Annotated in this window: 7 protein-coding genes; 4 read left to right on the top strand and 3 right to left on the bottom strand. The window is 57.6% G+C overall.

Annotation, left to right across the window (positions count from 1 at the left end):
- Window positions 1-30: 30 nt before the first annotated feature.
- A complete protein-coding gene (locus UH5x_RS12535; protein WP_482635839.1) occupies window positions 31-2,001 on the top strand; it encodes an adenylate/guanylate cyclase domain-containing protein in 1,971 nt (656 codons plus the stop codon).
- Here UH5x_RS12535 and UH5x_RS12530 read toward each other — a convergent pair.
- From UH5x_RS12530 to UH5x_RS12520, 3 genes are all read right to left on the bottom strand, one after another.
- The gene (locus UH5x_RS12530; protein WP_482635838.1) at window positions 1,991-3,688 is read right to left on the bottom strand and encodes an FMN-binding protein; all 1,698 of its coding nucleotides are present in this window, start codon (window positions 3,686-3,688) and stop codon (window positions 1,991-1,993) included. The genes UH5x_RS12535 and UH5x_RS12530 overlap by 11 nt on opposite strands.
- Before the next feature lie 348 nt (window positions 3,689-4,036).
- Window positions 4,037-6,364, bottom strand: a complete 2,328-nt coding sequence (locus tag UH5x_RS12525; protein ID WP_482635977.1) for an FAD-dependent oxidoreductase — start codon at window positions 6,362-6,364, stop codon at window positions 4,037-4,039.
- A 533-nt stretch (window positions 6,365-6,897) separates the two neighbouring features.
- Window positions 6,898-9,021: an arylsulfatase gene (locus UH5x_RS12520; RefSeq protein ID WP_482635837.1), complete on the bottom strand. Its 2,124-nt coding sequence runs from the start codon at window positions 9,019-9,021 to the stop codon at window positions 6,898-6,900.
- Window positions 9,022-9,178: 157 nt separating this feature from the next.
- Here UH5x_RS12520 and UH5x_RS12515 point away from each other — a divergent pair, with 157 nt between their 5' ends.
- From UH5x_RS12515 to UH5x_RS12505, 3 genes are all read left to right on the top strand, one after another.
- Complete coding sequence (locus UH5x_RS12515) at window positions 9,179-10,594, top strand: arylsulfatase (protein ID WP_482635836.1); 1,416 nt, start codon at window positions 9,179-9,181, stop codon at window positions 10,592-10,594.
- 392 nt (window positions 10,595-10,986) lie between these two features.
- Complete coding sequence (locus tag UH5x_RS12510; RefSeq protein WP_236695929.1) at window positions 10,987-11,697, top strand: coiled-coil domain-containing protein; 711 nt, start codon at window positions 10,987-10,989, stop codon at window positions 11,695-11,697.
- A 240-nt stretch (window positions 11,698-11,937) separates the two neighbouring features.
- On the top strand, window positions 11,938-14,856 hold the full coding sequence (locus UH5x_RS12505) for a DUF1553 domain-containing protein (RefSeq protein WP_482635835.1): 2,919 nt from the start codon (window positions 11,938-11,940) through the stop codon (window positions 14,854-14,856).
- The last annotated feature ends 8 nt before the right edge of the window (window positions 14,857-14,864 follow it).

Genomic DNA, 14,864 nt, shown 5'->3' with positions numbered 1-14,864 from the left:
TTTTGACCGCACCAACACAAGCGTGAACCGATGAAATCGATCTCCAAGTCCAATCGCCGCTGGTGGCGGCCGCTGGTTTCAATCGGCTGCGGTTTGCTGTGCTCGATGTTCTTTCTGGCGGCGATGATTTGGGGAGGCCAGACGGCATTCGAATTCTCTCGAATGGTCAGTGACGCGGTGATGCTGCGGGAGGGCGGACCGCGGTTAGGGGCACGGGAGCTGTCAGGCGACGTGGTGTTGGTGTCCTACGGTGAATCCAGTGCGACGCGGTTGGGGAAGAAGCCCGACCTGGAGACCGATCGGAAGCTTTACCAGACCCTGATGGACGCCGATGCGAAGGTGGTGGCGGATCTGCGGAACCTCGTCTGCACCGATCCGGCCGATTTCGAAGCGAACGTGCGGCCGACATTGGATTTGATTCAAGAGGTGGCACCCGATGGCAATCTGGCTCGGGATGTGTTTTTGACGCTGGATGTCGACTACGAAGTTGTGGGGAGTTACCACGATTGCATCGTGCACCATGGGATGAGTTTCAAATCACCGACGATGGCCAATCGCCATTCGCGGATCTTTCCCATCGCGATGCACGATTACTTTGCACTGCGTGAGACGACCCCATTTTGGGCTGTGCAGCGGTTGACCGGCCAGCCAAACGGTGGCGAAGCGGGGTTTTACCAACGGCTTGATCAGGCGGGGTTGGTTCAGCACTGGTTGGACATTTTTCCCGAGATGGGCGATCTGCTGCAACTTTCCGGCGGAGAGGAAGCGATCACCCCCAATCCAACTTCAGCGGACTATCAGGTTGGTGACCAGGAGGTCAGCTGGATCAGTTTCGGGAGCGAGTTTCCGACCGTGTCTCCAGCCGGTGTTTGGGTCGACTATGGGTTCAATCCAGGCGAACTGACCCGTCTGGAATATGGCGATTTGGTCGAGGGTGATTTCGATCCCGAATTGGTTCGTGGCAAGGCGGTGTTGATCGATTTGGAACTGTCGTTTGTCCCCGCCTCGGATCGATATGACATTCCCATTCGCGACCGGCAAGCGGACGCGTTGGATGTCACGGGGGTTGCGATGGAAACGTTGCTGAACGGTGTCACCATGCATTTGACGGCTTGGTACGTGACACCGTCGCTGCTGATTGGATTCAGCGTTTTGGGTTGCGTGATCGCGGCCCGTTTCCGGGCTCGTTGGGCGTTGCTGTGGGTGGCGTTGTTGTTGCTGGGGTACCTCGTGATCTCCACGGTTGCGTTCCGTGATGGATGGTTCCTCGACATGGCCTTCACGCCCGTTTCGATTTTGGTGGCGGGAGTGCTGGGCGTTGGCATTCGATACTTCGAAGAAATTCGTTGGCGTCAGCGAATCACGGATTTGTTTGGTCGCTATGTGCCGCGGGCGGTGGTCAATCAATTGGTCCAACAGTCCAAGTTGCAGTCGATCGTTGTCGGAGGCGTGACTCGCGAAGTAACCGTCATGTTTGCCGACATTCGGGGCTTCACGCAGTTTTCTGAACGCCTGCAACCGGAAGACGTTTTAGAAGAACTCAATGGGTTGCTGGAGGTGATGGTCCGGTGCACGTTTGAGGAGGAGGGCACGGTCGACAAGTTCATTGGGGATGCGATCTTGGTGTTGTTCAACGCGCCACTGGATCAAGCCGATCACGCAGAGCGGGCGTCGCGAGTTGCGTGGCGGATTCAAGAAGCGTTGCGATCGCACGAGAGTGGTTTGTCGATTGGGATCGGGATCCACACCGGGCAGGCCGTCGTCGGCAACGTCGGCACGCCACAGCGAATGGAGTACACCGCGATTGGGAACACCGTGAACGTCGCGTCGCGATTGTGCGATCGAGCCGCGGCGGGCGAAATCGTGGTGTCGGGTGAAGTGGCCCGTCAGCTCAGCGGTTCGTTTGAGCTGGAAGCCAACGAGCCCATGCAGGTCAAAGGCATCGCGGAGTCACTGGCGACCTCGAGACTGGTCGGTTTCGAAAACGCCGCTAGTGCATGAGGGAACGATAGCCGCAGGCAAACAGCAGCAGCCCAGCGATGGCCAGGTCCATTCGCGAAATTTGGTGGCTGGTTCCTTTGAAACGCATCCAGTCCAGCAAACGACCGGTCGGGCAACCCAGTCGGCAGTAGGCCATCGGAACGAAGCAGGCGATCGCGAGCGTGCTGATCGTCCAGGCGATCGCGGACCACGATGCCAAGTGCCAAAGGTAGCCGTGAAACGGTTCGACAAAGGAGACATCGGTGGCGGGACGAATGAGCAAAGCGAGGTAGACCAACAACAGAGTCACCGCGGGTAAGAATCCCAACGGCTGGGAAAGCCACGATGGGAGGTTCCACTTCAAGCGTGAATCGCGGCTTGGCCGGATCAATTGTTGGGCCGCACCGTGAGGGCAGAGGTGGTTGCAGTAAGGGTTGCCCCGCCGCGTCGGCGGGATGACCACGGAGACGATCGCCAGTGCGACCAAACCCAGGGCGAGTTGCCAGGTGACTCCTGACGTGGCCCAGCCGGCCAGCAACGCGAGCGACAGAAGGTTGCCAGCGTACAGACCGATGACCAACCAGACGGCGAAAAGCCAAAAGCGACGCAGCCAGGTTTTCCGCATCACTCCGAAACGAATCAGCAGCGGCAACAGGACCAACGCGACGAGCGTGGCGATGTCAGCGTCGGACAGACGAGTCGTTTGGATTGATTCTTGGAACGCATGCAGTCGCCTTTGAAAAGGTGTTTGCCCGAGCGTTTTCCATTCCTCATCTGCCAGCAAATCGGCCGCGAATCTTGGCAGCGTGTAGGCGATGGCCATGCTGGTCATGGTGGCTCCGGAGACGCCTTCGACCTCTTCGGCGGGAGGATCAAACGCCGCGAGTTCTTCCAGCGTCAGGCCTTCGAACCGTTTCCAAAACGAACGCTCCTGGCGGACGTAATCGACGTAGGGTTCGTTGTCGAAGGAGTGCCGGATCTTGGGCCGCAAGAGCCGATGTTCCAGATCCAATCCGATCAGAACGCTGGTCGGACCTTGGTAACCGATCTCGTCATCAACCAACGCACCGGTTCGAATCAGGTATCCAAGCGTCGTTCCGTTTTCGTCCTGCACCACCGCCATGTGATCGCCCTGGATTTGGGAGGCGGCGGGAAAGAAACTTTGGGCTTCGGCCAGTGTCAAAGGTTCTGGGAAGATGAGCGATCCAGGGGCGGTTCCAAGACGCTTGAGGATGCCACCCGCCATCGCCAGACTGGTCAGCGTTGCTCCGCTGACGCCATCGATCTTGGGGACGCTTCCGTCAATCAGTGTTCCGCCCCAGGTCAACCCGCTGAATTGTTGGAAGAACTCGGGGGAGTTTTTGACAGCGTCGATGTGCTCATCGGTGTCATGGCTCTGCAGGACCGAGACCGAACGCACGACGTTCTGCTGATCGAACAACAGCAGAGCCTCGGTTGGCCCGCGATAACCGACGAACGCATTGGCTTCGGGCAAGGTTCTGGCCACGGAACCAAGCGGGATTCGATCGGCATCCGAGATCGCCCACCGACCGCTTTCGTCCGGCGTGTCGGCAATGGTGCGAGTAGCGGGGGCTATTCGTTGGAGTTGTTCCAGCGTGGGTCGGATCGCCACCTCACTGCGATTGTGCGGCGATGGCAAACAACCCAGCAATCCGATCAGCATTCCGATTCGGATCGCATGCAGCACGCGTCCTCGCCGGGCGCTCCGCTGCCCGGGCGTGGTTGGGGCATGAGAGCCGGCTGCTATCGGCAGGCTTCTCCCGGACTGTTCGAGTTTTGAGGGGGCAGCGATTTTGGTGTCCGCTAATTTCTGGCTCGAATCAACAAGTCACGTTTTCCCAAGTTGGTTTTGGGAAGTGCCGTTCGCGTGACGGACTATACGACAAAACATGTGTCTTGAACGCAGCGGGCCCCCCTCACCCGGATCTCGCTGGACGCTCGGTCCGACCTCTCCCCCAACTTCGTCGGGGAAGAGGTGACAGCTGAGGAATCGTAAACGCTGCGTCTGTCTCGAGTTGATCAGCCTCGGTTTGGCTCAAGGTCGTTTGACCCATCCGATCGCGTCGAGGTGCACCGTGCCGCCCGAGTCTTTGGCGGAGAAGTCGACGGTCACTTCGGCGCCTGCGGGCAAGAAGTACTTGCCGGCCGGAATCGCACCGCCCTGCGAGTCGCGTTGGTTGATCCGAACGGTTTTCGGTTCTTGGCCGGGTGCGGTCACGGTGATTGCCAGCTTGGTGGCACGATTCTCATGAGGAGCACTGTAAATTTGCAACTCGTACTGACCAGCTTCCTTCAACTTGGTTTGGAAGGTCGCCGTGGCGTCGGAGTTGGCCGATGCGTAGCGGTATTCCCAACCGACGTAACCCTTGAGTCCTTGCCCCTTGGTCCAGTTGCCTGTCGTGTTGGCTTGCCGGTCATCGATCACGATGCCGGGCAGTTTCTCAGGGTCCAGGCCTGACATGGGGCCAAAGGGGCCGGCTTTTTCCATCGCGTCTTCCGGGATCACGATCGTCGCGGAAGGCGTGCTCCGGCGAGCCTTGCCAGGCAGTTCGAGCAATTCCAGCAGGTCGTCCAGGTGGTCTTCGTAGATATCGCGAGGCGTGCAGTCATTCAGCGTGCAGAGCGAGGCCGCTTTGCCGACGACTTCGCCCATCATGCCGCACGTCTTCATCACGCGAACGGTGCCAAGCGCTTCGTGGGTGACGCTGATGCAGCGACCGGCCATGAACAAGTTGTCGACGTTGCGGCTGTAGAAACAGCGATACGGAACCGGATAACCGTATGAGCGATCCACGCGGCGATCGTGCACCGCGATGCTGATGAAGGGGTTCTCAGGGAACTTGGTGGCGTATTCTTTTTTGGGATAGTGCAAATCGATCGACCACGTGCTGGGGACGCAGCCATCCGGGAATTCGCGTTTGCTGACGACGTCGTCCTGATTCAAGACCACGTCACCGAGCAGTCGACGACTCTCGCGAGGGCCACCAATGTAAGCCACCCAGGTCAATTGGGCGTTCGCATGATCGGTGGCACCGTCGCCATTCTTCATCGCATTGAACGCACCGTAGACGGCTCGCAGGTTCCAGTCGCGAATCGCTTCGGCGTCGCCGAGTGGATCGATGTCAAAACCGCTTTCCCAGAACCATTGGCCATGGTGGTCACGTGGGTAGGGAAAATCGTCCATGCTCAGCGGCAATGCCCAAGGCGTGGCGGGGAATTCAGGAGCCTGCTGGACTTCGTCCCAACGCCACATGTTGCTCATGCCCATGCGGCCCTTGTCGGTGATGTCCAAGTCGGCGTTGGCCCATTCGCCGATCCATCCATGGCCGGTGCAGTCGACGAATCGGTCGCCGGCAACCCGCAGGTCTTCGCCGGTTTTGGTGTTCAAGGCCAGGACGTGTTCGATCTGCTTGGTTTCGCTGTCCGCTTTCATCTTCACCGCATAGGCGTGATGGTTCAGCAGCAGATCGATGTTCGGTTCGGCTGTGACGACTTCTTCTTTTTGTTCATCACCGAATTCCTCGTAGGTGCCGGGGGACTTGGTGGCTTTGTCGGAGAACTCTTCGACGATCTCACCAATGCGAGGGAATTTGCCGCGACGGATGTTGCCCATCGCCCACACTCGCACTTCACTGGAACCGTTGCCGCCCAACACGCCGCGGTCTTGAATCAATGCCACGCGGCATCCCATTCGGGCCGCCGAGATTGCCGACGCCATGCCAGCGTAACCACCACCCACGACGACCAAGTCGTAAGGGCCTTTGGTGACAGGTTGCTCTGGCAATCCCAGTTGGGTTCGGCGCCATGGCGACAAGACGTCGTCCACTGCGGGCGGTGTTTCGTCCAGTTCGGTGGTCAGATAGATGCAATCGCAGCGACCATCAAAACCGGTCAAGTCTTTCAGCGACAGCGTGTGATCGCCTTCGTCCAGCGAGACCACGCCACCGTCTTGCCAATCCCAAGTCGCGTGCTTCGTTCCAAAGGTGGTGTCCAGTTTTTTGCCATCCACACGGAGTTCGAATTTTCCGGGGGAAGGAGCCGCGTCCCAGCGACGAACCCAGTCAATTGTGCGAACCCAGACGCGGTACTTGCCGGACTCGGGGATCGTCACGTTGGTGGTCGCATCTTCGACCGGTTGACCCAGTCCATGCGCGATCAAGTACGGCGATCCCATTTGCTGGATGAATTGGGTGTCCAACTTCCATCCGCCATGCGTGTCAAAGCTTTCCGCTTCGACGAACACGTCGGCCGCTTTCGTGGATGTGGTCGCCATCGTCGCCGAGGCCATCAACGCAAGGCAAAGCCAAACAGGGACAGATGGGCGGTTTGAATCCGATGATCGGGAGCTCTGGTGGTACTGCATTCCAGGGATCGCTTCTCGTTGTGGGGTGGGTTTGCAAGGTGGGATGGGGAACCCAATGAGCAGGTCGGCAGGAGTCGTTTGGAATTGGGACTGTTTTGGCAAGCGTTGTTGCTTGCACGTAGAACCGGGGCTAATGCCCAAACGGCTCACGGAATTCAACCGGGGCTAACGCCCAAACGGCTCACATCGTTGTGCCTGATCATTCCTGCTGGACCTGCTTAGGACTGAGCGGAAAATAAGTGGCATCGGCTTCTAGTGGTCTGTCACAGCTAAAAGTTAGGGTTGATCGTAGTGGACGAGGCCACGAGTCCTTGGATTTGACGCCAGTTCAGGACTCGTGGCCTCGTCCACTACCCTAAAAACAAGTCCTGACAGACCACTAGCCTGTGATTGCGCGGAACACAGGCTGGAAGCCTATGCCACACTTTCTTTTCGACACTTATTCTTCGCTCGTTGCTTATCATAGCCAAAGGTGGCTTTTTGTTCGCCCATCTCACGGGCTGACGGCAAGAAATTTCCCGTCCGAGCGAGACTCACTTCAGAACCTTGATCTTCGCGATTGGCCAGCGAATGACGGGTTCATTTTGGGATGACAGCAGTCTTAGATTTCGAATTTGAGCCAACCCTTTTCCTTCACTGACGTCCAACCGCAATCGATAGATTTGGGTGGCGTCACCGAGAGCAATCGTGTGCGAATGCCATTGCCCATCGGATTCAATTTCGATCGGGATGTGCTGACCTTTGGGAAGCGATTGTTCGGCGCGGGTTGTGTAGAACACTTCTCCGTTGCCTTCGGCTTCGCTCAGCAGATCAAACGCCAATCGGTACGGGCCCGGTGGCAGGTTCTCCGGCAGATGATCGATCGCGATTCCTGGATCGTCCCCGGTGAACGTCAGGTGCAACTCCGATTCACGACGTTGAAGTTGCGTGTTCTTGCGGGCTCGGATGGAATCGCTTGCCTTTTTGGGAGTGTTGGCTTTTGACTTGGGTGTCTTCTTCCGGCCGACGCTGCCTCGGACGTTGTTCATCGGGTCGACTGAGAAGTCCGTCCACTCCGGGTGAGTGGCTGTCATCGAAATCGGCTCCTCGGATTCAGTCCCGAATTTGGGGTCGAAGGTTTGGGTGTGCAGCACCTCCTTCGCCATTTCGTTCCATTTGAGTGCCATGCGAGTCAGGCGATCGCGGTGCTGGGGAGCGAGGTTGTGCTGCTCGATTCGATCGGACGCGATGTTGTAAAGCTCCCAAGGGTTCTGCCGGAAGCTCACGATCTTCCAGTCGCCATCGCGAAGGCCGCGATCGGATGAAAACAGCAAGTGAATGGGTTGCTCACGTTCGATGGTTTCGCCTTCGAAGATCGGCAACAGCGATTGGCCCGAAACCGGTCGTAAATCACGATCGGCGAACTCGCTTGGGATCTTGCTGCCGGCCGCATCGGCGATGGTCGGCAGAATGTCGATCAAGTGAGCCGGGCTGCGCTCGATGCTGCCAGCCTTGGTTTTCAGACCCGCTGGCCAATGAACGATGGCCGGTGTGCTGATCCCGCCTTCGGTTTGATTTTGTTTGTACAACCGGAACGGTGAGTTGCGAGCCCATGCCCATCCGGTGGAATCGCTCCAAGAGACATCGCCGCTGGTGGGTTCGGCTTCGATCTTCTGGCTGACTCGATCGTATGGGCAAGCACCGTTGTCGGAGACGAACCAGATCAACGTGTTGTCAAGTTCGCCGGTCTCATCAAGGTGTTCGATCAACCGGCCGACTTCTTGATCCACGCGATCGATCATGCCAGCCAAGGCCGTCATGCGTTTGTTTTCAAACTCCTGGCGTTTCTCTGTCAACGTCTCCCAAGCCGGGATGTGCGTGGGTCGCTCGCTAGGTTGTGGTGTCTTTGGCAACAGGCCCAGTTCGTGTTGGCGCTGGACACGTTGCTCACGGATTTTGTCCCAGCCCTCGTCGTAGCGGCCTTTGTACTTGGCGTAGTCTTCCGGCAAGGCTTGCAGTGGTGCGTGCGGCGCATTGAAGGCGAGGTAGAGGAACCACGGATCGGTGGTCTGTTCGGCTTCGTTCAGGAACAGCATCGCATAATCGACATCCGCGACGGTGGTGTAGAAGTCCTTGTCTGGAACGATCCACGGTTCGCCGTTCAAACGGAATGTGTTGTCGCCGCGAAAGTAGTTGCAGGCGCCGCTGAGGTGACCGAAGTAGCGTTGGAATCCGAAGTCGGTGGGCTGTTTGTCGAGGTGCCATTTGCCGGACATGGCGGTGAAGTAGCCATCGGCTTGCAACACTTCAGCGGTGGTGACGGCATGGGACAGCGAGGTGTCTCCTGCCGCGATGCAGTATTGTCCGGTCAGCAACGACACGCGTGAGGAATGACATTTGGCGGTGTTGTAGAACTGCGAAAAACGCAATCCGTTGGCTGCCAATGCATCCAAGTTGGGTGTTTCGATCTCGCTGCCGTAGCACCCCAGGTCGGAATACCCGAGGTCATCGACCATGATCAACAAAACATTGGGACGCGGAGGTTGAGTGTCCTCGTTCTCAGCACCGTGGGCGAAATTCGCGACGCTGAAACAGAGCGTCAAGAGTGCGGTGCAGGAGATTCGCGTAGCGTTCATTGCGTGTTTTCCTAGGTCGTCGTTCATTGCCTTGGTCGGCATGTTAATCTGAAAAGGATCGTGGCAACCCTGCCGAACTCACTTGATGACCAAAGATTAGAACCGAAATATGAACCTCGCGAGGCTGGTCCCATCTCAAACGTCGTCTCAATTCCTCCGGTCTTTCCCGCGTTGGGCTGGGGCGTTTTGCTGGATCGTCGTGAGTTGCCAAATCGTCTCAGGGGACGACTCGAACACAGCCGGTTCGTCCGTCAGCGGCGAGGCACTCCGACCCAACATCATTTATGTGATGGCCGATGACCTTGGATACGGCGACTTGGGGTGCTACGGCCAAACTCGGATTCAGACGCCGCATCTGGATCAAATGGCGGCGGATGGAATTCGATTCACCGATCACTACGCCGGACACACCGTGTGTCGCCCTTCACGCTTGACGCTGTGGACGGGCAAGCATGTTGGCAGCACCGGGCTAATTGGCAATGCGGCTCGCAATTTGACGGGAGATCAACCGACCGTGGCTTCGTTGCTGAAACAAGCTGGGTACGCGACGGGCGGGGTTGGCAAGTGGGCACTCGGTAATGTGAATGTTCCCGAAGAGATCGAGAACCCGGGCCATCCGCTCGCCAATGGATTCGACGCTTGGACGGGCTACATGAACCAATCCAATGCCCACAATTACTACCCGCCGTTCCTGTGGAAAAACTACAAGCAGAGTTTCTATCCTGGCAACGTGATCAGCACCGACCCGATCGCTCGGGGTCGCGTTGCGGTCAAACGAGAAACGTACTCGCACGATGTGATGACCGATGCGGCGTTTGATTTCATTCGCGAGCATCAGTCCGACCCTTTCCTATTGCATGTTCACTGGACGATCCCGCATGCCAACAACGAAGGGGGGCGGTTGAACGGCGACGGGATGGAGGTGCCTGACCATGGCATCTACGCCGATCGTGATTGGCCCAATCCAGAAAAGGGATTCGCGGCCATGATCACTCGGATGGATCGAGACATGGGCCGCATGATGGACCTGCTCGAGGAGCTGAACCTGTCAGAAAAGACGTTGGTGATTTTCACGTCTGACAATGGGCCGCATCACGAAGGTGGCCACAGCGATTTGTTTTTCAACAGCAGCGGTCCGCTTCAAGGCAGCAAGCGTTCGATGCATGAAGGAGGGATCCGAGTCCCCTTCATCGCGAAATGGCAGGGCGCGATTGAGGCGGGAAGCATCAGCGATCATCCCTCTGCCTTCTGGGATTTTTTGCCCACTGCGTGTGAGCTCGCTGGTGTGGACCCGCCTGCGGAAACCGATGGGATTTCTTACTTGCCCGCTTTGCTGAATCAACCTGAGAAGCAAACCAAGCACCGCTATCTGTATTGGGCCAGCAGCGAAGGGCCGACGTCGGTCGGGATCCGCTCCGGCCGCTGGAAAGCGGTGAATTACCCTGGCAAGACCAAGCAACGACGCAGCGGGAACGGCAAGCCGATGGTTCGGGAAGACGGTTGGAAACTGTTCGATCTGACAACGGATCCGGGTGAAAAACAGGACCTGGCGAAGAAACACCCCGAGGAGCTCAAGCGGCTGGTCGAGATGGCTCGGGAAGACCAACTGTTTTAGGCGGTTTGGGCATTCGCTCCGGTTGTACGTGGGAACTTTGGCTCACGCTGGGCTGTCCAGTCTTTGGTGTCGACGGCTTCTTTTGGACGCCTGTTCTTGTTCCGATTTCAGGCTTTCTTCATCCCGGTAGGGATGCAAGATGGTAGCCGGGGGTTGCTGCGTAGCAGCGTACCCCCGGAAAGCGAGCCTCCCAAAAACACTCTCCATCCCGCCGTGGCCAATGGCCACGGCGGGATGGAGTGTGGCGGTGTGGGAGATTTTGCCTGGAACGTGATCCGTGGATTTTTTGCTGTGCGATCCACCGTCGCAATTAGGATGGCATTGGAAGAGTCGTGTACAGGATCGACTCTCTCCGATCCCACCTTTTTGACCCACCTTGGAAGATCGACACCATGATGAAGACATCGGCCGCCGCAATCACGTTGGCCCTCTCGTTTTCCGTCCCCACTTTCGCAGGCGATTGCTTTCTTCGGAAATCGTGCTCGCCGAGCTGCGTTCCAGTGACCGCCTGTTCCACCGAAGTGACGAGCTGTTCGTCGGTTGCCGGTGGGATGACCACGCATGACATGGGTGGAATGGACAACCCCAGCCAGCTGAACGTCGCTCTGACGACCGAACTGGTGGCTCTTCGCGAGCAGGTTGCCGAAGCCAATCAGTCGCTGGAAGAGAAAGACGCTGCGATCGCGGAAGCAAATGAGAAGGTCGCTTCATTGGAAGAGCAGATCGCTGCCTTGAAAGCCGATGTCGCAGCCCAAACTGAGCGAGCCAAGAAGGCTGAGAAACAGTCTGACGCCGCTCGGGAGTTGGCCGAGCGAGCCCAGACGATCGCTCAGCAACAACAGAAAAGGCTTCAGCAAGAAGTCGAAACGCTGAAGAAAAACATGGAAGCTCAAACGAGCAAATTGAAACAGCAGCTCACCAGCACCCAAGCGGACTTGGACAAAGCCAACCAGGCATTGGAAAAAGAACGTAAAGAACGAGAAGAAGAGCGTCGTCAGCAAGAACAAAAAGCGACGCCTGCTCCCGTGGTTCAGCCCAAAGAAGACGAAGCACCTGCTTCGGAAGGTGACCAGGAGCCAGCGGAAGACGATTCCGAAAACTGATTTCGCGGTCACGCAACAGAACTGAATTTCAAACGGCCCGCCAACTTCGATGCTCCGACAGGAGCCGAAGTGGCGGGCCGGTTTCGTTGGTCGTAGGCGAATGCGTCGAAGATCGCCGATTTGGAAAGGAAGGGGGCGGTTTCGCACCATCGAGCGAGATCGTGTACTCTAGGGGGCCCTCCGTGTTCCCCCCGCCCTTCGCCCGACGGTTCTGCGATGAAGAGTCCGTGCGCCTCTCCCATGACGCCGAACGTTGTCTCGCAATCCAATCGCGACCAACGCATCTGGAACGCCATTCAGTGGTGTGTGCTGGCCGTGTTGATCGGCAGTTGCTCCGACGCCGTCGTCGCCGACGAAGCAAGCGACGCCTCCTTTGACTTCTTTGAAGCTCGGATTCGTCCGGTTCTGATCGAGCATTGCTATGAATGTCATGCGGAGGATTCCGATGACCTCGGTGGTTCGTTGCGTTTGGATGTGAAGGAAGGCTGGGAAGTTGGCGGTGACAGTGGTCCGGCCATCCGCCCCGGCGATCCTGCGGCAAGCGAACTGATGGCGGCGATTCGTTATGAGTCGTCCGAGATGCCACCCTCGGGAAAGCTCCCCGACAACATCGTCCGCGATTTCGAAAAGTGGATTCGCGATGGAGCCGCTGATCCAAGATGGATGGATGAAGAGGAACAGCTCACAAGTTCTCAGCCGAAGTCATTGGATTGGGAACAGGCTCGCCAGTTTTGGGCGTTTCAGCCTCCACGTGCGAGCGAGTCGCCGGTTGCTTTTGATTCTGAATCGGCGATCGATGTCTACCTGCAACGACGCTTGGACGCGGAAGGTTTGACCGCGACTCCGATCGCAAGCCCAAGTGTGCGGCTGCGACGTTTGGCGTTTGATCTGACAGGATTGCCACCTGATCCTGAAACGCTTCGGCAATTTCAAGCGGATCCCAGCGACGCACATTGGAGGCGATTGGTGGATCGCTCTCTGGCCAGCCCGCAGTTCGCGGAACATTGGGCGAGGCACTGGATGGACGTGGCTCGCTACGCCGACAGCAACGGCAGTGATTTCAATGCGACCCATCATGACGCTTGGCGGTATCGCGATTACCTGGTGCGGGCCTTTGCCGACGACATGCCGATCGACCGGATGATTCGCGAACAGATCGCGGGTGATTTGATGCCGGCATCTTCCGATGACGATCGACGAGACAAATTGGTCGCCACCACGTTCTTGATGATCGGCACCAAGATGCTGAGTGAACGCAACAAGACCAAGTTGCGGATGGATGTGGTCGACGAGCAACTCGACGCGGTCGGACGTGCTTTTCTTGGCATGACGTTTGGTTGTGCGCGATGTCATGATCACAAGTTTGATCCCATCACCACACGCGACTACTACGCGATGGCGGGGATCTTTCGAAGCACGCGGACGTTGCACGGCGAGTCCCAGGAATACGTCAGCACTTGGAAGAAGACTCCGCTTCCGATTTCGAAAAAGCACCTGGAGGCAATTCGTGACCACGAACGACTGCTGCAAGGCCTCGATCAAGAACTCAAGGGAGTCGAGTCCGAACTCAAATTGTTGGCAGAGAAAACGGAACTCGAAGGCATCACCGTCGACGATGTGGATGCGGTGCGAGCAGGCCACTGGGTGGAATCGACCTACACATCAGGGTTCATCGGCAAAGGTTATCTGCACGATGCGAACCGAAACAAAGGTGAGTCGTCGATCCGGTTTGCCGCGGTGTTGCCTGATGCTGGACGATATGAACTCCGCGTTCACTACAACTCCAGTGGCAATCGGGCATCCAATCTTCCCGTCACGGTGCAGTTGAACGACGAGACTCACAACCTCGTCTTGAACCAGACCGTTCGTCCGACAACCGGCACCTACAGCGTGCTAGACGAATTTGATTGTGGGGCAGAAACCCAGGCGGCGGTCACGCTCTCCAACCTTGGCACCGATGGTTATGTGATCGCCGATGCCGTGCAGTGGGTCCAGGTCGATGGCGAACAAGACCAGGGTGAATCAGACGCGGCGATTGAACAAAGCATCGCGATGCGAACCGCGTTGACTCAGACGCTCAAGCAACTGAAGTCACAACGAGCTGATTTGGTCGCCAATGCTCCGCCCCCCGTTCCAACCGCAATGGCGCTGGCGGATTTGCCGAGTGAGGAGCAGGAGGATTGCCCGATTCATATTCGGGGTGAGGTGAACAACTTGGGCGACATCGTCCCGCGAGGCATCCCGCAGGTGTTCAGTGAATCCACCACCGCGTTTGAACCCTTGGAAGGAAGTGGTCGCTTGGAGTTGGCACAGTGGTTGACGGATCCGGATCACCCGCTGACCGCGCGAGTCAGTGTCAATCGAATCTGGATGCACCTGATGGGCGAAGGATTGGTGCGGACCGTCGACAACTTCGGCGTTCGGGGGGAGAAACCGACTCATCCCGAGTTGCTGGATGCGTTGACAATCGACTTTGTACGAAACGGTTGGCGGCAGAAGCGTTTGATTCGACACATCGTTTGCAGTGACGCGTATTCACGATCGATGGTTTCGGATGATGACCCGCGAGTCTCACTTGATCCTGAAAACCGATGGCGAGGTCGGGCCGTTCGCAGGCGGATTCCTGCGGAAGCGATTCGTGATGCGATGTTGGTTGCTGCCGGCACGCTCGACCCCAGCGGCCGTGAAAACTTGATGGACAGCTACGCGACCTTGGTCAGCCAAAACAACGCCAATTCCAAAGCCACCACCAAGTTCGGGTTGGATGATCCGAAGCGAACGCTGTACCTGCCGTTGATTCGTTCGGAGGTGCCACCGCTGCTAGCGAACCTGGACGCGGCGGATCCGGATTTGCTGGTTGGGAAACGACCGACCACCAATGTTCCGGCGCAAGCGTTGACGTTGATCGGCAGTCCCGAAGTGCGGCAGTGGGCGATGCAGACGACGAAGCGAATGCTGAATCAGACGACCAACGACACGCAGCGTGTTCGTTGGGCTTGCGCGGTGTTGTTCTCTCGCGACCCTCGACCGGTCGACGAACAAATCTTGCACGCTTGGTTGGAAAGCGATGTGGCGAAGGCCATGTCGAGCGACGAAGAACGCTATCGCGAATGGATCGCGGCGATGTTTGCCAGCACCGAATTTCGATTCTTGGATTGAGGCGAAAC

Source organism: Rhodopirellula sp. UH5 (assembly GCF_056839225.1).
The sequence above is the reverse complement of the archived record's forward strand: the minus strand, read 5'-3'. Positions and strand labels throughout refer to the sequence as shown.

Coding starts and splice junctions, on each gene's coding strand:
- UH5x_RS12535 (WP_482635839.1), top strand. CDS start 31: ATGAAATCGATCTCCAAGTCCAATCGCCGCTGGTGGCGGCCGCTGGTT.
- UH5x_RS12505 (WP_482635835.1), top strand. CDS start 11,938: ATGACGCCGAACGTTGTCTCGCAATCCAATCGCGACCAACGCATCTGG.
- UH5x_RS12510 (WP_236695929.1), top strand. CDS start 10,987: ATGATGAAGACATCGGCCGCCGCAATCACGTTGGCCCTCTCGTTTTCC.
- UH5x_RS12520 (WP_482635837.1), bottom strand. CDS start 9,021: ATGCCGACCAAGGCAATGAACGACGACCTAGGAAAACACGCAATGAAC.
- UH5x_RS12525 (WP_482635977.1), bottom strand. CDS start 6,364: ATGCAGTACCACCAGAGCTCCCGATCATCGGATTCAAACCGCCCATCT.